Source organism: Janthinobacterium silvisoli (assembly GCF_014200725.1).
GTDB lineage: Bacteria > Pseudomonadota > Gammaproteobacteria > Burkholderiales > Burkholderiaceae_D > Janthinobacterium.
Map to the genome: position 1 here is coordinate 200,312 of NZ_JACHCL010000005.1, position 18,504 is coordinate 218,815.

Genomic DNA, 18,504 nt, shown 5'->3' on the forward strand with positions numbered 1-18,504 from the left:
TGGGGGCTTACCACTTCATCTCGCCCTTGGCGACCTTGGCGCTGATATCGAGTCCGCTATCGAGCCCCAGGTTCGGGTAGTGCTGTTTCATGGCTGCAATCAGGGCGGTGGCATTGGCTGCCTTGGCCGTTTCCGCGTCAAACGTCACCAGATAGTCGCGGGTAAAAGCGATGCTGTCGGGCGTGAATGGCGAACCGGGCTTGAAATGGCCAGGCACCACGGTGACGGGCTTGAGTGCGGCGATGCCGTCCAGAGTCTTGATCCAGTCCTGGCGCGATTGCAGGGTTTGCGTATCGGCCGTCCACACGTGCAGATTGTTGAACAGCACTACGCCGCCGACGACCGCCTTGATCGACGGTATCCACACATAGGTGCGCGCTGGCGTCGGGCCGGCAATGTGCAGCGACTGGCCTTCAAGCGTGATGCGCTTGCCTTGCAAGGCTTGCGGAATCACGATGGCTTGCGGCGCATTGTCTTTCAGGATGGGGCCCCAGTACGCCACCTTGGCCTCGGCCTTGCGCTTGATCTCGGCCACGGTGTCGGCGGTGGCAACAATCTTTGCCTGTGGGAACGCAGCCTTGATCACATCGAGGCCAAAATAATAGTCGGGGTCGCTGTGGCTGATGTAGACGGTGGTCAGTTTCTTGCCACCGGCGCGTATCTTTTGCACCAGCTTTTCCGCCTCGCCGCGCGAAAACTGCGCATCGATCAGCACGGCGTCGTGCTGGCCGCTGACCAGTACGGACGCGACCGGGAAGATGGCCGCCTCGCCGGGATTGAAGACGTCCAGTGTCAAGGGAGCAACAGCGGCGGCGTGGGCTTGCACGGCGAAAACGGCGCTGCCCAGGATAAGGGTCGAAAAGAAAGCTTTCATGGTCTTGCCTTTGCGGGTAATGGGATGAGCACATCTTACGTTGCTCAAACCGAACGAAAAACCGGCTTATCCGCAATGGTTAATTGCATGAATCGATCTAATTGACATTGCTTTCCAGTATCTGCGCCAGACGCTGCAGCCAGCCACCCGCCTGATTGCGGTTCCACACCAGCGCCACTTGTTCACGGCATTCAAAGGCGCAATCGTCGACCTGGATACGCAGCAGCTCCTGGTCTTCAAGCGCAAACTCGGGCAGGTAGGCCAGCGCGTCGCCCGACTTGACGAAACCGAGCAGCAATTGCAGGTCGTCGCTCCAGTAGCGTATCTTGCGCGGCAATGCATCGTCGCGCCAGCCATCGGAACGGGAGCCGCGCTGGGCGCCGCAAAACAGCGAACGGGACGGGCAGGCAAAGTCATGCTGCAGCACCTCGGCGCTGCTGGCGTGCAGCAAGCCATCGTCACCGTTTGACAACTGCGCCACCAGTGGATGCGAACGGCCCGCCACCAAGTGCAAGGTCACGCTACCGAGCGGCGTGGCTTGCCACTCTGGCGACCAGTGTTCGCCGCGCCCATCGAGCACCTCGCCCGTCACCAGCGCCGCATCGATATCGCCACGGGCCAGCGCAGCGAGCGCTTCTTCTTCAAACATGGCCAGCATGCGCAAGCTCGCTTGCGGATAGTCGCGCAAAGCGCCAGCGAGCACTTTTCCCTGGCGCCACAGCAGAATGGCCGGGCCGCCGAGCCGGCAATCGAGCGTCGCTTTTTCGCCCATGATGTCGCTGCGTGCCTGATCGGCCAGCGCCAGCAAGGTGGCGGCGCGGTCCAGCAGCAGCTGGCCGCTGGTATTGAGCACCAGTTGCTTGGCGGAACGGTCGAATAGCGGCGTGCCCAGGCTGTCTTCCAGGCGCTTCAAGGCTTTCGAGACAGCCGAAGGCGTCAAATGCATTTCCAGCGCAGCCGCGCCCAGCGAGGGGCGGCGCGCGGCGCTGACGAAAATGCGCAAGTCAGACAAGTTCATAATGTCCTGATGGGATACGAATAGTGAATTTAAGTTGCTTTACGGGATACAAACAACAGTCTACCATCAAAGCATCCGAATTTTTAACGAGACCGCCATGTCCCTGATCCAGCAACAATGGATATACCGCCAGCAGCCACTGGCCGCCATTACCCCAGAACACTATGAACTGGTCGAACAGACCCTCGACACCAGCCTGGCGACCAATGAAGTGCTGATCGCATCGCGCTACTTCAGCGTCGATCCGTATATGCGTATCGGCCAATCGAGCAAACCGACCTACGATACGGAAGCGCATCCGCTCGATATCGTGCAGGCAGGCGCCGTGGTGGCGCAGGTGCTGGCGTCCAACAGCCCCGCGTTTGCAGAGGGCGACTGGGTCAGCGCCTACACCGGCTGGCAGACGCATGCCAAGGTCAACGCCAGTATCTTGACGAAAATCGATCCGCAACAGGCGCCCGTCACCACCGCGCTGGGCGTGCTGGGCATGCCGGGCCGCACGGCCTGGTTTGGCCTGACCGAATCGGGCAAACCGCACGCGGGCGAAGTGGTGGTCGTATCGGGCGCGGCAGGCGCCGTGGGATCGCTGGTGGCGCAATTTGCCAAGCGTCATGGCGCGCGCGTGCTGGGCATCGCCGGTGGCGAGGCCAAGTGCGACTGGCTGCGCGATACCTTAAAGCTGGACTGGGCCATCGATTACAAGGCGTTCACGGATGCCGATACCCTGGGCGCAGAAATCAAGCGCCTGACAGGCGGCGTGGACGTATACTTTGACAATGTGGGCGGCATGATCACGGACGCCATCATTCCGCTGATCAACCGGCGCGCACGCATCGTGATTTGCGGCCAGATCAGCCAATACAGCGGCGGCCTGGAAACCCCGGAACTGGGCCCCCGCCTGCTGCACCATCTGCTGTACCAGCGCGCCACCATCCAGGGCATGCTGGCGCGCGACTATCTGCACCGCATGGATGAGATGCGCCGCATCGTGGCGCCATGGGTACAGGCAGGCGAAATCGTGTTCGAGGAAACCATCATCGAAGGCTTCGAGCAATTGCCGAACGCCCTCAATTCCCTGTTCGGCGGCGAACACCGCGGCAAACTGCTGGTGAAGGCATGAAGAGAGCCGTCTTGATGCTGGGCGGCGCGCTGCTGTCGCTCAGTGCGCTGGCGGCCGAACCGGCCGTATCGAACATGATGGGTATGAGCATGCCGGCCGACAATCAGCACATGCCGACCTGGGGCACGCATGGCATGGCCATGTTTGGCGGCAAGAGCGAACTCTACGCCGCGCACTTGCCGATGGCCCATCCGCCGCACGATTACCAGGCCATCTTTACCTTCCATGTGGCCGACGCGAAGATCGATGCGGCGCTGCGCCAGCGTCTCGCCGCCAGCCATACCCTGTGGACCATTGCGCCGGAGAAGTTTGAGCTCAACAGGCTGGACCCGGCCTCAAAAAATCCCTTGAAGCAGTTCAAGGCGGATCTGGTGCTCGGCCATTTCGAGCAGGATGGCAAGACCGAATACCATGACGTCACCATCGTCGTCGATCAAATCGAGTTTTATTTAAAACTATAAAAATATATACTTATTTAGATATTTTAAAATAATAAAACCGGAGGCGTGAAACAGGCATTGCATTATAAACAGCATTGCAAATTGGCGGGACTAGGAATACAGTATAAAAAGCATAGCGCATTATCGGACCATGATGAATGCGCCGCAAATATACGTATTACTACATAGTCAGAACAATTAAACACTCACGCCTGAATCGAATGAAAACGAAAACCACTTTAGCTATTTTCTCCTTAATGTCGTTGCTGAGTTTTGGCGCGGCTTCGGCCAAAGACATGAACGCCACGACCACGGTCGGCAACCAGACGGCGGCCAGCCACCACGAAGAAGAAGCGCCAACTTACCTGAAAGCCGTGCGCCTGATCAACCTGCCCAATGGCGACTGCGCCTTTGAGTATGGCAAGCTGGAAACCAAGGTCCACATGCCGGCCACCAGCTTCTTCGCGCAAACCAAGGTTGACGCCTATGAAAAAGTGGCCCACCCGGCGCCACGCATGCAGTACGTCGTGACCCTGAAGGGCAAGCTGCAGTTCAAGGTCACGAATGGCGACACCTTCATCATCGAACCAGGCACCATCCTGATCGCCGAAGACGTGAAAGGCAAAGGCCATACCTGGGACTTGCTGGACGGCGACAAGTGGGACCGTTTGTATATCCCGATCCCAGCCGGCGCGGATGACCATTTCATCGCCGACAAAAAATAAGATGATCTGACTCAACTCAGACTGTCATAGCCTCAAAGCCTGAAGTGAAAACTTCAGGCTTTTTTTATTCTCGAAACAAAACCCTGATAATCACCATTATTTATAATGCCCATTCACGAAATGGCATAATCAGTTTTTATTTTCACGATTTTCAGATAATATCCATATTACTTATAAATCATATCAATCAGCATAATATGTCGAACTCCATTTCTCCCGTACCAAAGTCTTATCAGGGTATCTGGCGGCGCACCGGTATTTTCCGCAGCGATGGCCGCGTCGATTTGACGACCAGCGTCTGGTGGTTCCAGTCAGCGCTGTTCCATATCGATTTGCGCATACCGCAAGACCGCCCCCGCGTCGACGGCCCGGCCGCACTGGCCAGCCTGCCGCCCGCACAACTGACCCGCTTTGGCGCCCAGACCGGCTTTGCCGGCGTGACCGTGGTGGAAAAAGACCGTTGCGAGTGGCGCCCGGAAATCGCCTTCCCCGCCATCAGCGATGAACTCGATGCTGGCCTGATGCGTTTCGACACGCCGGACAATCTGCATGAAAGCGGCATCGACGCCAGCTACCAGGAAGACTGGCTGCGCGTGGTCTCCGGCCCCGTCACAGGCGTGCGGCTAGATAGCCTCGACCACAGTGGCAAGGTCGCTTACCTGATCATCAGCGGCCAGCAGGCAGCCTGGGCTTGCGGGATCGCGGATGCGCAGTTTCCGGCCACGGCTGGCAGCGAATTTTCCTTGCTGCGGCGCGCCCACGCGGCTGGGCCATGGCGCATCGTGGCCTCGAATCATGGCTGGCTGGAACATGGCGCAACGATGATGCTGCCTTCCTTGGCCGACAGCCAGCCTGGCCAAGTGATCAGCGTAGGCAGTGAACGTTGGCGTATCGATAAAATCGGATAGTTGCGGACGCCATAAAAAAATACAGTGTCATTATTACGTAACAAATAATTGTTATCTTGCCAGCTTCTTTAACCGAGCTGGATCGATCACATGACACGCAGAAAAACTTCCGTCGCTGCCTGCAGCGTCGCAATCACCTTGATGCTGGCCGCTTGCGGCAGCGACAATAAAGAAGTCGTGGTGGAGGCCCCACCGAAAAACGTCATCTTCTTCCTCGGCGATGGCATGGGACTGACCACCATGACGGCGGCGCGCATTTACTCGGTGGGCGAAGAAGGTTCGTTGACCATGGACACCTTGCCGGAAACGGCCTTCGTCAAGACTTTCTCGAACGACGCGCAAGTGACCGACAGCGCGCCATCGATGGCTGCCTACATGACGGGCGTCAAGATGAACAATGAAGTCATCTCCATGTCGGCCAATACGGTCGCCATCGAACCAGGCGTGGACGCCAACGGCAACAAGCTGGTCAACAAATGCGGCACCGGCAACGGCACGCCAGCGACCACCCTGCTGGAACTGGCCAAGGCCAAGGGTTTTGCGGCAGGCGTCGTCAGCACGGCGCGCGTCACGCACGCCACGCCAGCGGCCACCTATTCGCATATCTGCCACCGCGACCTGGAAAACGATATCGCTGCGGCACTGGTGCCAGGCGGCGCAGGCTACAACAGCGCCCTGGGCACGACCGGCCTGGAAGTGGTGCTGGGCGGCGGCGCGCAATTCTTCACGCCATTCAAGAATGGCGGCAAACGCGCCGATGGCCGCGACCTGGTGGCCGAGCTGAAAGCGAAGAGCTACACCATCGCCAGCACGGGCGCCGACTTCAAGGCCGTCGATGGCACGAAAACCGACCGTCTGTTCGGCACGTTTACTTCCAGCCACATGAGCTATGACCTGGACCGCGATGCTGCCAAGGAACCTAGCCTGGCAGAAATGACCACCAAGGCCATGGACGTGCTGGCCAAGAACAAAAAGGGCTATTTCCTGATGGTCGAAGGCGGCCGCATCGACCATGCGCTGCATGAAACCACCGCCAAGAAAGCGCTGCAGGACACCGTCGCTTTCGACAACGCCATCAAGGCTGCCATCGACAAGGCCAAGCTGACCGACCCGACCCTGGCCAATACCCTGATCGTCGTCACGGCTGACCATGACCACACCCTGGTGTTGAACGGCTACGCCAAGCGCACGGGCAAGACGGCCGCCGGCAATCCTGGCGTGCTCGGCCTGGTGAAAAACTACGTCACCGGCGCCATCGAGAAAGACCTCGACGGCGCACCGTATTCCATCATCGGTTTCGGCAATGGCGAAAACCGCACGCAAGCGAGCCGCGCCACCATGGTCGGCCTCGACGAAACCGTCACCAGCGCCAATACCTACCACCAGGAAGCGGTGATCCGCGTCTCGGCCGGCAATGAAACGCACGGCGGCACCGACGTCTTCCTGGGCGCCATCGGCAAGGGGGCAGACACCTTCCTGGGCACCATCGACAACACCAAAGTATTCGGCCTGGTCAAGAGCGCCGGCGGTCTGTAATCCCCAAGATAAAGAATTGGACTAGCATATGAAACTCGCATTGAAATCCGCCTTGAAACCTGCCTTGAAGCTCTCCTTGCTGACCACCCTGGTGGCCGCCAGCGTGGCCAGCGCCTACGCCGCCGACGCCAAGAACGTCATCTTCTTCCTCGGCGATGGCATGGGCCCATCCGTCGTGACCACCGCGCGCATCTACAAATACGGCGAAGATGGCAGCCTGAACATGGACAAGCTGGAACGCACCGCGCGCATCAAGACGTTCTCCAACGATGCGCAAACCACGGACAGCGCGCCGTCGATGGCCGCCTACATGACCGGCGTCAAGATGAACAATGAAGTCATCTCGATGTCGCAGGACACCATCGCCAAGGAACCCAGCCGCGACGTCAACGGCAACCTGGGCGTGGACAACTGCCCGGCCAGCGGCAATGGCAAATCCGTGCCAACCATTTTGGAACTGGCGAAAGCCAAGGGCAAGGCCGTGGGCGCCATCACCACCACGGAATTGACGCACGCCACACCGGCCACCACTTTCTCGCACATCTGCAACCGCAATGCGCAATACGCGATCGCTGCACAAAGCGTACCGGGCGGCGCCGGCTACAACACCGCCCTGCTCGATGGCGTCGATGTGCTGATGGGTGGCGGGCGCAACCACTACACGCCATGGTCGGCGACCAATAAATATGGCCGCGCCGATGGCCGCAACCTGCTGACCGAATTTGCCGCCAAGGGCTACACCGTGGCCGCCACCAAGGCGGACATGCAAGCGGCGCCAAACAACAAGAAATTCATCGGCCTGTATTCCACCCGCAGCCACCTGGAATATGAACTGGACCGTACCGCCACGCCACCGCTGGGCGAAGGCGCGACCCAGCCTAGCCTGTCGGAAATGACGGTCAAAGCCATCGATCTGCTGTCGCAAAACAGCAATGGCTACTTCCTGATGGTTGAAGGCGGCCGTATCGACCACGCCTTGCACGGCATCAATGCCAAGCGCGCGCTGAGCGACACCATCGCCTTCGACGACGCCATCAAGGCGGCCATCGACAAGATCAAGCTGACCGACCCGACCCTGTCGAACACCCTGATCATCGTCACAGCCGACCATGACCACACCCTGGCCTTCAACGGTTATGGCAAGCGCGGCAATCCTATCCTCGACATCAACCGCGACTACAAGTCCGGCCAGCCGAGCAAGGATGCCGATGGCAATACCTACACCACGCTGGTATTCGGCAATGGTCCGAACCGTCCCAACCTGCGCACCAACGTCGACAGCGCCACCGCACTGGCCGACAACTACCTGCAAGAAACGGGCGTGCGCCTGGCCAGCGAAACCCACGGCGGCGGCGACGTCAAGCTGCTGGCCACGGGCGCCGGCGCCAAGACCTTCAAGGGCACGCTGGACAACACCAAGGTCTTCGACTTGCTGAAGGCCGCATTCGGCTTTTGATGGACATCAATAAATAGTCAGACCGGGGCGGACAGCAGAAATGCTGTCCGCCCCCTTGCACATGTAAAGGAAGACCATGAAAGCTACTTTGATCGCCATCGTGCTCGCGGCCGGCTTTGCCGGTGCAGCACAAGCCGCCCCGGTGGATCTGGACCTGGGCATCAGCTATTACAACCGCGTGCTGACGCCGGAAGGCGTGACGCGTGAAAGCCGCTATGAAGAAAAGATGCTGCGGCGACCCGGCCACGTATGGGTAGAGCGCGTCTTGCCGGCCGCCCATGGTTCGCACGATGAGCATGGCGGCAACAAGAAAGTCGCGCTCAAGAGCTCTCAGCATGAACACAAGCATTTCAATCCGGTCGTGATACCGCGCCATGTGATGCTGGAAAAAAACATCGTCAAGGTGGAATACATCGATGCCCATGACAAGGTGGTGGTGGCGATCCCGAAAGCCGAATACGAGAACGTCAATTTCGACGGTTCCTGGGAAAACAGCTTTTATTTGCTGGACCCGAAACTGGTGGCCGCCATGCCGCTGTCGAAACAGGTCTCGAACGTCGCGGGCGCGCGCTGGCGCGAGGTGGAAAAGAATGGCGTGTTCCAGCGGGTGCTGTGGGATGAGCAAAAACAGATTCCGCTGATCATCGAAAGCGGCGACCGCGCCAACACCTTTTATCGCCGGGTCGACGTCAAGCTGCAGCCCACTGTGAGCCGGGCCCAGCCCTGGGCCAATCTGAAAAATTACGCCCAGCGCGAGTATTCGGATTATCTGGATTAAGGAAACGTAAGGACAACAAAAAAGCCAGGGTAACTGACGTTCCCTGGCTTTTTTTCTGACAGCTGGCTAGCGGATTACTCGGCCGCCACCGCCTTTTTCGCCGGCGCCTTCTTGGCTGCCGGCTTTTTCACGGCCGCCGCTTTCTTCGCCGGTGCTTTCTTGGCGACCGCCTTCTTGGCTGGCGCCGCGCCTTCTTCACCTTCGACCTCGGCAGCCGCCGCCTTGCCCTTGGCTGGCGCCTTGGCGCCCGGCTTGGCCTTGCGCTCTTCAAACTCGAAGCTCACCTTGCCATCCTTGCCGCGTACCAGGAAAGCCTTGAATGGACGTCGCGTGCGTTGCGAGATAAAGCCAGGCAACAGATCGGTCTTGCCATCGTTGAGCAGTTTTGCCATTTGTTCCGGCAAGATTTCCTGCTGCAAGATGATGCGGCCGCTGCGGAAGTCGCACGTCTTCGGCTTCGCCACGCTGTGTTCGCAAACATAGGCCAGACCCATTTCATACACGCCAGCGGCGCACTTGGGACAAGGTCCCAGCGCTGTCTGGCCCGTGAAATCGACGCCTTCGCCATCTTCGCTGTCATCGTTTTGACCGAAATCAAATTCCAGCTTGAAGTTCTTGATTTCTTCATCGCGCACGATGCGCAGGATGGCGGCGAATGGACGGCCCATCTTCGAGCGGAAACCTTGCAGCGGGCCGATGGTGCGGTCCTTCAGCAATTGTTCCACTTCTTCGATTTCAAACTGGCGCGAACCTGGCGTCTTGCTCATCGAAAATTCGCACTTGGTGCAGGCGAAACGGCGGTAGTTTTCCTTGACCACGCCGCCGCAATTCGGGCATGGCGTGTGCAGGGTGGCGTAATCGCCAGGAATCGTGTCGTTGTCGTATTCCTTGGCGCGCTTGACGATGATTTGCGTCATTTGCGCGATTTCACGCATGAATTCGTCGCGTGAAATCTTGCCCTTTTCCATCTGCGACAGCTTGTATTCCCACTCGCCTGTCAGTTCCGGCGCCGTCAATTCATTGACGCCCAGGCCTTTGAGCAAGGTCATCAGCTGTGAAGCCTTGGCGGTCGGCATCAGTTCGCGGCCTTCGCGCAGCAGATAGCGTTCCGTCAGCAAGCCCTCGATGGTGGCGGCGCGCGTGGCTGGCGTGCCCAGGCCCTTGCCAGCCATCGCATCGCGCAGCTCGTCGTCGTCGATCAGCTTGCCAGCGCCTTCCATGGCCGACAGCAAGGTCGCTTCCGTGTAGCGTGCGGGCGGTTTGGTCACCAGGCCGTTGGCGCTGACGCTTTCCGTCTGCACTTTTTCGCCCTTGGCGACTGGCACCAGGTTGCCATTGCCATTGTTTTCCTTGTCGGCGTCGGTCGACGCTTCCTTGCCATAAATAGCCAGCCAGCCCGGATTGGTCATGACCTTGCCTTCAGTCTTGAACTGATGGCCGGATACTTCCGTGTAGCGCGTGGTGACCTGGAATTCTGCCGGCGGGAAGAATACGGCCATGAAACGGCGCGTGACCAGGTCGTACAGCTTTTGTTCCGGCTCGGACAGGTTTTTTGGTGCGATCGTGGTCGGGATGATCGCAAAGTGGTCCGAGATCTTGGTGTTGTCGAAGATACGCTTGTTCGGCTTGACCCAGCCCTTGTCCAGGATTTGCTTGGCAAACTGGTGGTAGTTGCTGTTTTCCTTGACCACTTCCAGCGCCTGCTTGACGGTCGGCATGTAGTCTTCCGGCAAATGGCGCGAATCGGTACGCGGGTAAGTCAGCACCTTGTGCTTTTCATACAGCGCCTGGGCCAGGCCCAGGGTATTCTTGGCCGAGAAACCAAAACGCGAGTTTGCTTCACGCTGCAGGCTGGTCAGGTCGAACAGGCCAGGCGCCATCGAGGTGGTCGGTTTCGATTCTTCCGTGACGATGCCCTGGCGGCCGCGGCAGGCGGTGGCGATCGAATCGGCAGCCGTCTTGCTCCACAGGCGCTCGGCGCGCTTCTCGGGATCGTTTTCGTCTTTCTTGAACTTGGTGTCGAGCCAGCGGCCTTCATAGATACCGGCTGCGCAAACGAATTCGGCGCGTACTTCCCAGAAGTCGCGCGGCACGAATTTCTTGATCTTGTCTTCACGCTCGACCACGATCGACAGGGTCGGCGTTTGCACGCGGCCCACGGTGGTCAGATAAAAGCCGCCCTCTTTCGAGTTGAAGGCCGTCATGGCGCGCGTACCGTTGATACCGATCAACCAGTCCGCTTCCGAACGGCAGCGGGCCGCATCGGCCAGCGGCAACATTTCTTCATCGCTGCGCAGATTGGAAAAACCGTCGCGGATGGCGCCCGGCGTCATCGATTGCAGCCACAGGCGCTTGACCGGTTGCTTGGCCTTGGCGTTTTGCGCGATCAGGCGGAAAATCAGCTCGCCTTCGCGCCCCGCGTCGCAGGCGTTAATCAGGGTGGTAACGTCTTTGCGCTTGATCAGCTTGTTTAATACTTTGAGGCGCGCTTCCGTCTTGGCGATCGGATTGAGCGCGAAATACGGTGGAATCATCGGCAAGTGCGCGAAACTCCATTTGCCGCGCTTCACGTCGAATTCTTCCGGTACGGCGATCTCCAGCAAGTGGCCCACCGCCGACGACAGGACGTAGTCATCCGATTCAAAGTACTCATCGTGCTTGGTAAAGCCGCCAAGCGTCTTCGCGATATCGTTCGCGACAGAAGGCTTCTCGGCGATGATGAGGGTTTTTGTCATATTTTTTAGTCTCGAAAAATGCTCTAGGATAGTTTCAGCATGCGCATCATACAGTGCATTGCCCGGCGTCGACGCTTTTGTCTTTACCTGGCATTGTGACTTGTGGTCTTGTCAAGCGGCCAATGATAAGCGCGTAGCCAAGAATTCGGCAAGTTATCTACAAGCAAGAATGCGCAAGAACAAATGCGATTATCTAATGCTTGTGACAACGACTGTCCACATGCATGGCATATTAAAGGGGATGCGGCGGGAATGGCGCCGTGATCAGATAAAAAAGTTCATGGCCAGGCTTTGCAATGCCGCCATGAACACTTTTTTAGTGTAGCAGGCGGGGCGGCAAGTCTTCGTCGTCGATAAACAGATCGTCAAACATCAAGGCATCCGGCTCCTTGCCCTGGCTCCACAACAGCATCAGCACGATCACTTTCAGCTTGCCCAGCGACACCGGCGCTTCATCGAGCGCCAGCGCGCGTTCGATGACGATTTCGCGCTGCAGTGGCGACAGTATCCTGGCGCTTTCAAGGAACTGGATGAAGCCGATGGCGTCCGCGCCCAGCACGTCACTTTCTTGCTGGACATAGAAACGCGTACCCGTCGAAGTCGCTGTCAAGGTGTGCTCGACACCGGCCATGGCCGTCAGGTCGGTCAGCCAGACCAGGGCTTCGGAAATCTCCACATCGTCAAAACCGACGGCCGACAGTTTGCGCGCCAACGCAGCCGGCTCGGGGCAGGCATCGGGGCGGTAATAGGTCTCGTAGAGGTACACCAGGATATCGAACATGGCTCTACTCTATCAGCTAAGCTCGCCACGACACAAGGGTGCATCCCGACAAAGCGCGCCCATGCGGCGTAGCCGCCACACTAGTGGCAGACTGTCATTTGCAACGCTGAAATAGTCCACCAGGCAAACGTTCCACCAGGCCCGCCATCTCCAGCGCCAGCAACTGCCCCATCACGGCCCCCACGGCCAAACCACTGCGCTCGGCCAGGGTATCGGCGCCGTGCGGATCGTGGCCCAGCGCGGCCAGCACCTCATCCACAGGCTCGGGCGCTGACCCGGCGGCCAGCGCCGGGAAGGCGCCCTGCCACTGCAGTTCCTGCAAGACATCCTCGACCGACTCGACCAGCTTGGCGCCCTGCTTGATCAGCGCATGGCAGCCCTTGGCCAGGGTCGAATGGATGGAACCGGGCAAGGCATAGACATCGCGCCCCTGCTCGCCCGCCAGGCGGGCCGTGATCAGGGAACCGGACAGGGCAGCCGCCTCGATCACCAGCACGCCGCGCGCCAGGCCGCTGATCAGGCGATTGCGTCGCGGAAAGTTAGCCGGCATAGCGGGCAAACCCAGCGCGTACTCGCTGACAACACAACCTTGTTCGGCAATCCTTTGCGCCAGATCAAGGTTACGCTTCGGATACACGAGATCGGGACCGGTACCGATCACGGCCACCGTGGAACCTGGACCGCGCAAGCCGCCTTCATGCGCTTGGGTATCGATGCCCAGCGCCAGCCCTGAAATGATGGTCAAGCCTGCCCTGCTTAGCGACTCGGCAAACGCGGCCGCGTTCTGCATGCCCTGCGCGCTGGCGTTGCGGCTGCCGATAATGGCGATCCCCGGGCGCGACAGCAGTTCGGCCCGGCCCCTGACATATAAGAGCAGCGGCGGATCGGCAATTTCCAGCAGCAAAGGCGGATAAGCGGCATCGGCCAGGGTCAGCACGGCATTGCCGGGACGCTGCAGCCACTGCAAGGTCAGTTCCAGCTGGCTGTTGGACACGCGCCGGGGCGGCTCGGTAATCGTGCGCGCCAGGCTGGTCGACACCACTTCGCGCAAGGCTTCGAACGAGGCGGCAAAGATTTGCCCCGGCAAGCCGAAACGGGCCAGCAAGGCGCGCGCCGCCACCGGCCCCACGCCAGGCAGATGCTGCAGGCGCAGCCAGGCCGCCAGGTCGTTCGCTGCCTGCTCGTTTTCCACACTTGCTTCTGCATGCATGACGCGCTCGCTTTTTATCAGGATCTGCCCTGTTCATGGTAGCGGTGCGGCAGGCAAGCGATATCGAACCGCACAAGAAGTCGCCGCAGTCCTGGCTGAAAAGCCCGCCCGCCACAGCGGCATGGGCTCTGTGATAAAATTTCTCTTTACTGCAGACATTTAATGCAGGCATCAAGACGCATCACGGCGGACTAGCGCAAGCTGGTACAGCACGCAACCGCCCCCTTGCGCCTTGCGCGCACTGAACAAGCGTACCAATAAGACCTCGCCGCGCCATCACCGGCATGGTCCAGGCATCAACAACCCGGCGCACCGGCGCCCATCTGCACCGGCGCCAGCCTTAACCAGTTATCAACAAGTTAACCAGTCGAATTCGTATGTCCATATTAAATATCTTGCGTTACCCCGACCCGCGCCTGCACACGGTCGCCAAACCCGTCACGGCCTTCGATGAACGCCTGCAAACCCTGATCGCCGACATGGCAGAAACCATGTACGACGCACCTGGCGTTGGCCTGGCCGCTTCGCAAATCGACGTGCATGAGCAATTGCTGGTGATCGACGTGACGGAAACCAAAGACCAGCTGCAAGTGTTCATCAACCCGGAAATCATCTGGGCCAGCGAAGAAAAGCAAGTCTATGACGAAGGCTGCTTGTCCGTGCCTGGCGTGTATGACGGCGTCGAACGTCCATCGCGCATCAAGGTGCGCGCGCTGGACCAGCACGGCAAGCAGTTCGAACTGGAAGCCGATGGCTTGCTGGGTGTATGTATCCAGCATGAGATGGATCACTTGATGGGCAAGGTTTTTGTCGAATACCTGTCGCCGCTCAAACGCAACCGCATCAAGACCAAGATGATCAAGGAAATCCGTGGCCTGGAACGCGAAGCAAGCCTGCGCGCCCAAAACCGTCGTTTCTAAGCCAGCCTCATACGAACAGGAAGCATATGAAAGTGATCTTCGCAGGCACGCCTGAATTCGCCGCCACCGCCCTGAAAGACTTGCACGAAGCCGGTTTCACGATTCCGCTGGTATTGACCCAGCCGGACCGCCCGGCCGGACGCGGCATGCAGATGCACGCCTCGGCAGTGAAGCAGTACGCGCAAGAGCATGGCATCGAAGTGCTGCAGCCATTGTCCTTGCGCATGGATAGCAAGGACCCGCAGCGCGCCGCCGAAGCGAAGGCCGCCCATGAGCGCCTGCTGGCGACCGACTACGATGTGATGGTGGTGGCAGCCTATGGCTTGATCTTGCCGCGCAGCACACTCGATATTCGCCCCTGCATCAATATCCACGGCTCCCTGCTGCCGCGCTGGCGCGGTGCGGCGCCTATCCACCGCGCCATCGAGGCGGGTGACGATGAAACGGGCGTCACCATCATGCAAATGGAAGAAGGCCTGGACACAGGCCCCATGCTGGCCATCGAGCGCACGCCCATCGAAGCCGGCGATTCCACCGCCACCTTGCACGACAAACTGGCCGCGCTGGGCGGCAAGATGATCGTCGAGACCCTGCGCAAGATGCAGCAAGGGCCACTGGAAGCCGTGCCGCAGCCGGAAGCGGGCGTGACTTACGCAGCCAAGATCGCCAAGGAAGAAGCGGCGCTGGACTTCAGCCTGCCCGCGCTGGAACTGGGCCTGAAAATCCGCGCCTTCAACCCCTTTCCCGGGGCCAGCGGCCAGGTCGATGGCGTCACCGTCAAGATCTGGGCTGCCGATGTCCTGGAAGCGGATAGCAAGCAGGAGCCGGGCCAGGTGCTGGCGGCCGACGCCCAGCATGGCATCGTGGTTGCCTGCGGCAATGGCTCGCTGCGCCTGACGCAACTGCAAAAACCGGGCGGAAAACGCCTGCCCGCTGCCGAGTTTATCAAGGGTTTCCCGCTCGAAGGCAAGCGTTTTACCTGATTTTCACAACCGTCTGTAGCATGAAAAAAGGGCTTGCCGCGGCAAGCCCTTTTCTTTATCCATCACCTTGATCAGCGGCGCTGCACCTTCATCAAACGGGCGCGCACCGACGACGACAGGCTGACCTCGAAGCGGCCGCCGGCGGGCAAGGCGCTCACGTCGACACTGGCGCTGCCACCGGTCAAACCGCTGGCAACGACTTGCTTGCGGCCATCGGCGCCCACGTACAGCACCGCTGCGTACGGTTCCGTTTGTGCATCCCACGTCAAGGCCAGCTTGCCATCGCCTTGCGTGGTATCAAACGTCACGGCGCTGGCGGTCACGGCTACCTTGCTGCTGCGGGTCGCTTTGTCCAGCTTGGCCAACGGCTTTCCTTGCGACAGTATTTCCACATCCTGGATATCGCCAGGATTGGCCAGGGTGACACGGAAGTGGCTGACGACGCCGCTATGGTCAGCGATTTTCATGCTATCGAATGGCACGTCGATAGTTTTGCCGGACGCCGTCAGCACGCGCAGCGTATAAGCAGCATTCGCACTGGCAAGCGGCAAGCTGGCTGTGGTGGATGCTTCAGCGGGGCGCAGTTGCACGCCGGCTGGCGTGATGCGGCCGGAAATGGTCAGGTAGCCATTCTCCGGTGGCAAGGTGCTGGCGCCGATTTGCACACTGCGTGCAAGCAGAACGTTACGTTTTTCCAGGAATTGCTGGACGCGCGTATAGCTATAGTCCGAGAACCAGGCACCGCTGCAATAGCTCATCACGTCTTTCATCTGCTTGCTGGTATTGCCGCTGGTATAAGCAGCCTGGCTCAGCTGGCCGATGGTGCCCGCATAATTGCTGTTGTACAGTGGTTGCGGTCCCAGATCGCCGTTGTTGTACGGATAATCGGTCACGGCACCGGCCGGCGAGCCACAATTGACATGGTACAAGCCATGGTTGTGCCCCAGTTCATGCACCATGGTGGCCAGCCATTGCGGCCAGGCATTGCCGAAAGGATCGATCGACGCCGTACCCTGGAAGGTGGCGTCCAGGCCAAGCGCGGATGGGTTGGAGCCGCCCGTCGTGCGGTCGCTGATGTAAGCCAGGCCAGCCGTGCGGCTGGCCGACAGCTTCGATACAAAACCAAAGTAGAACGCCGTATTGTTTTCGCTGGCGCGCGCCGCTTCCAGTTTCTGCAACGTATCTTGCCACCAGCTATCGACGCTGCTGCTGCCGGCAATGGCCAATGGTGCACGGGTGCTGATCGTAATGTTTTCCGCTGCATAAGGATAGACGCGGGTCAATGCCGCACGGATCACATCGGCATCAGGCACTTGCGAAACGCCATCGTCGGTACTCAGGGGCACCAGCACCAGATTGATTGCTGCCGCACTCGAGATGGCCGGTGTGGCTTGCTGGCTCACTTGCGTGCCATCGTTACCCACCGCCGTCACCCTTACTTGCAAACCCGGAGCGATCCAGCTCGCCGGCAAGACAGCGCTGAAATTGCCATTGAAACTGTAGGTATTGAGTGCCGTTGGCAAAGTTGCAGGGCCGCTCATGGCGATGCTGCCCAAATTGGCGCCAGTGGCCGAAATAGCGTTCAAGGTTACAGCCGGGCTGCTGCGGCCCGCTTGCGTGCCAAGCACGGATACGCGCACGGCTGCTGCCTTGCCGCGCGTCAGGTGCAAGGACGTATCGGTGGCGTTAAAGTCCAGCACCTGGGCAAAGTCGATGCTGCCCAGGGTAAAGGCCGCTACCGTACCGGCATTGACGGCGATGCGCGACGGCGCTGACAGCAGCACATTGCCGGTCGCCGTGGCAGGTACACTCAAGACCAGCTGGCTGGCAGTGGCGCTGACGATGGTCGCCTGCGTATTGCCGACCGAGGCCGTACTCACCTGATCGAGATTGCTTCCGAGCACCGTTACCGACATGGTCGCGCCGTTGACCGCCGTCGCAATCGACGTCACGGCCACCGTCGGCAAGATCGTAAAGCTATCGCTGGTGATGACATCGTTGTACGGGCCACGCACCGTCAATGGCCCCGTTGCCGCCCCCACGGGCACCACGAAGACCACGCTATTGGCGCCCTGGCTTTGCAAGGTAGCCGCCGTGCCATTGCTGAACAGCACCGCCGTCACAGCACCCATGCCATTACCCGTCAAGCTCACGCTGGAACCGACGCCACCAGTCGCTGGCGCAATACTGCTCACCGTCAGCGGCACATACACATTCACGTTATAGCTGGTCGTTGCCGTAGCGCTGGCAGTCACCAGGCTCAGCACGCCTGACACCGGCACGCCAGGCATCATCAGGGTGGCGCTGGTATCACTGACGGCGCTGGTCGACACCGTCACGCCAGCAATCTGGAAAGCCGTCACCCGGCTCAGATTCGTACCGGTCACGACCAGGCTGCCACCGACGGCGACATTGCTTGCCGACACAGCCGTGGCAGTGGGCGTGACGACAGGACTGGTCGAGCTGGTTGCCACCACGGTATCGCCACCGCCACCGCCGCCGCCACCGCATGCGGCCAGGCCGAGCGCGACGAACAGACAAACTAGCAGACGGTATTTCATTGCTGCCCCCTGGTTCCGCGTGGCGCGCAGCCAGGCAGCAAACATAAGAAATGTGACATATTGGTGACTTTTGGTGAGAATTTGAATTCAGAAAGCCATTATTATCCGCGAATTTAATTCCAAAAGACAACTATCAGTGCTTTTGGTTTAATGAATTTTAATAATGAGTTACATGAAACAAAAAACAAAGTTTATTTAAAACATGCCCGTTCTCACTCTGCATTGCCATACATCAAGCTTGGTTTTTTTATCGGCAATGCCATAAAAAATAAATGCCGAAAATCATGAAGTGTGGAAGATTTTCCACACAGCAAAACTACAATCTTGCCTCATACGCCAGACGGATAGAACTGAAATAATTAACATTTTCAGGAAGACAATATCGAATCGATAGTCGGCAATCAGAAAGGAAAAAGAGCGGCGCGGACGGCCGGGAGATAAACTATATGTGGCACGGCA

The 18,504-nt window shown here is 59.2% G+C and carries 15 protein-coding genes; 9 read left to right on the forward strand and 6 right to left on the reverse strand.

Going from position 1 to position 18,504, the window contains the following annotated elements; all coding sequences use genetic code 11:
* Positions 1–7: 7 nt before the first annotated feature.
* Both HDE75_RS21315 and HDE75_RS21320 read right to left on the reverse strand, forming a co-directional pair.
* Positions 8–874, reverse strand: coding sequence for an MBL fold metallo-hydrolase (locus tag HDE75_RS21315; RefSeq protein ID WP_183680236.1), 867 nt, complete (start codon positions 872–874; stop codon positions 8–10).
* Between the two features lie 97 nt (positions 875–971).
* Positions 972–1,892 (reverse strand): LysR family transcriptional regulator, encoded by a 921-nt coding sequence (locus HDE75_RS21320; RefSeq protein WP_183680238.1) that lies wholly within the window; start codon positions 1,890–1,892, stop codon positions 972–974.
* Positions 1,893–1,989: 97 nt separating this feature from the next.
* Here HDE75_RS21320 and HDE75_RS21325 point away from each other — a divergent pair, with 97 nt between their 5' ends.
* The 7 genes from HDE75_RS21325 (at position 1,990) to HDE75_RS21355 (ending at position 8,855) form a co-directional block, all read left to right on the forward strand.
* Positions 1,990–3,012: an NADP-dependent oxidoreductase gene (locus HDE75_RS21325; protein WP_183680240.1), complete on the forward strand. Its 1,023-nt coding sequence runs from the start codon at positions 1,990–1,992 to the stop codon at positions 3,010–3,012.
* Positions 3,009–3,473: a hypothetical protein gene (locus tag HDE75_RS21330; protein ID WP_183680242.1), complete on the forward strand. Its 465-nt coding sequence runs from the start codon at positions 3,009–3,011 to the stop codon at positions 3,471–3,473. Before HDE75_RS21325 ends, HDE75_RS21330 begins: the two co-directional genes overlap by 4 nt.
* 275 nt (positions 3,474–3,748) lie before the next feature.
* Positions 3,749–4,177 (forward strand): cupin domain-containing protein, encoded by a 429-nt coding sequence (locus HDE75_RS21335; RefSeq protein ID WP_183680244.1) that lies wholly within the window; start codon positions 3,749–3,751, stop codon positions 4,175–4,177.
* A gap of 197 nt (positions 4,178–4,374) precedes the next feature.
* Positions 4,375–5,085: a hypothetical protein gene (locus HDE75_RS21340; RefSeq protein ID WP_183680246.1), complete on the forward strand. Its 711-nt coding sequence runs from the start codon at positions 4,375–4,377 to the stop codon at positions 5,083–5,085.
* Positions 5,086–5,175: 90 nt separating this feature from the next.
* A complete protein-coding gene (locus tag HDE75_RS21345) occupies positions 5,176–6,621 on the forward strand; it encodes an alkaline phosphatase (RefSeq protein WP_183680247.1) in 1,446 nt (481 codons plus the stop codon).
* 28 nt (positions 6,622–6,649) lie between these two features.
* Positions 6,650–8,077: an alkaline phosphatase gene (locus tag HDE75_RS21350; protein WP_183680249.1), complete on the forward strand. Its 1,428-nt coding sequence runs from the start codon at positions 6,650–6,652 to the stop codon at positions 8,075–8,077.
* A gap of 76 nt (positions 8,078–8,153) precedes the next feature.
* Positions 8,154–8,855 carry a hypothetical protein gene (locus HDE75_RS21355; RefSeq protein WP_183680251.1) on the forward strand — a complete coding sequence of 234 codons (702 nt, stop codon included), beginning with the start codon at positions 8,154–8,156 and terminating at the stop codon, positions 8,853–8,855.
* A 74-nt stretch (positions 8,856–8,929) separates the two neighbouring features.
* Here HDE75_RS21355 and HDE75_RS21360 read toward each other — a convergent pair whose 3' ends face one another.
* The 3 genes from HDE75_RS21360 to dprA all read right to left on the reverse strand — a co-directional run bounded on the left by HDE75_RS21360 (position 8,930) and on the right by dprA (position 13,581).
* Positions 8,930–11,590: a DNA topoisomerase III gene (locus HDE75_RS21360; RefSeq protein WP_183680253.1), complete on the reverse strand. Its 2,661-nt coding sequence runs from the start codon at positions 11,588–11,590 to the stop codon at positions 8,930–8,932.
* A 316-nt stretch (positions 11,591–11,906) separates the two neighbouring features.
* Positions 11,907–12,371: a Smg family protein gene (locus HDE75_RS21365; protein ID WP_183680255.1), complete on the reverse strand. Its 465-nt coding sequence runs from the start codon at positions 12,369–12,371 to the stop codon at positions 11,907–11,909.
* 94 nt (positions 12,372–12,465) lie between these two features.
* The gene (gene dprA, locus HDE75_RS21370) at positions 12,466–13,581 is read right to left on the reverse strand and encodes a DNA-processing protein DprA (RefSeq protein ID WP_183680257.1); all 1,116 of its coding nucleotides are present in this window, start codon (positions 13,579–13,581) and stop codon (positions 12,466–12,468) included.
* 377 nt (positions 13,582–13,958) lie between these two features.
* Between dprA and def the strand changes: the two genes are divergently transcribed.
* Both def and fmt read left to right on the forward strand, forming a co-directional pair.
* Positions 13,959–14,501 (forward strand): peptide deformylase, encoded by a 543-nt coding sequence (def, locus tag HDE75_RS21375; RefSeq protein WP_183680259.1) that lies wholly within the window; start codon positions 13,959–13,961, stop codon positions 14,499–14,501.
* Between the two features lie 26 nt (positions 14,502–14,527).
* Positions 14,528–15,484, forward strand: a complete 957-nt coding sequence (gene fmt, locus HDE75_RS21380; protein WP_183680261.1) for a methionyl-tRNA formyltransferase — start codon at positions 14,528–14,530, stop codon at positions 15,482–15,484.
* A 71-nt stretch (positions 15,485–15,555) separates the two neighbouring features.
* Here the strand turns inward: fmt and HDE75_RS21385 are convergent, their stop codons facing one another.
* Complete coding sequence (locus HDE75_RS21385; protein WP_183680263.1) at positions 15,556–18,045, reverse strand: hypothetical protein; 2,490 nt, start codon at positions 18,043–18,045, stop codon at positions 15,556–15,558.
* Between the last annotated feature and the right edge of the window lie 459 nt (positions 18,046–18,504).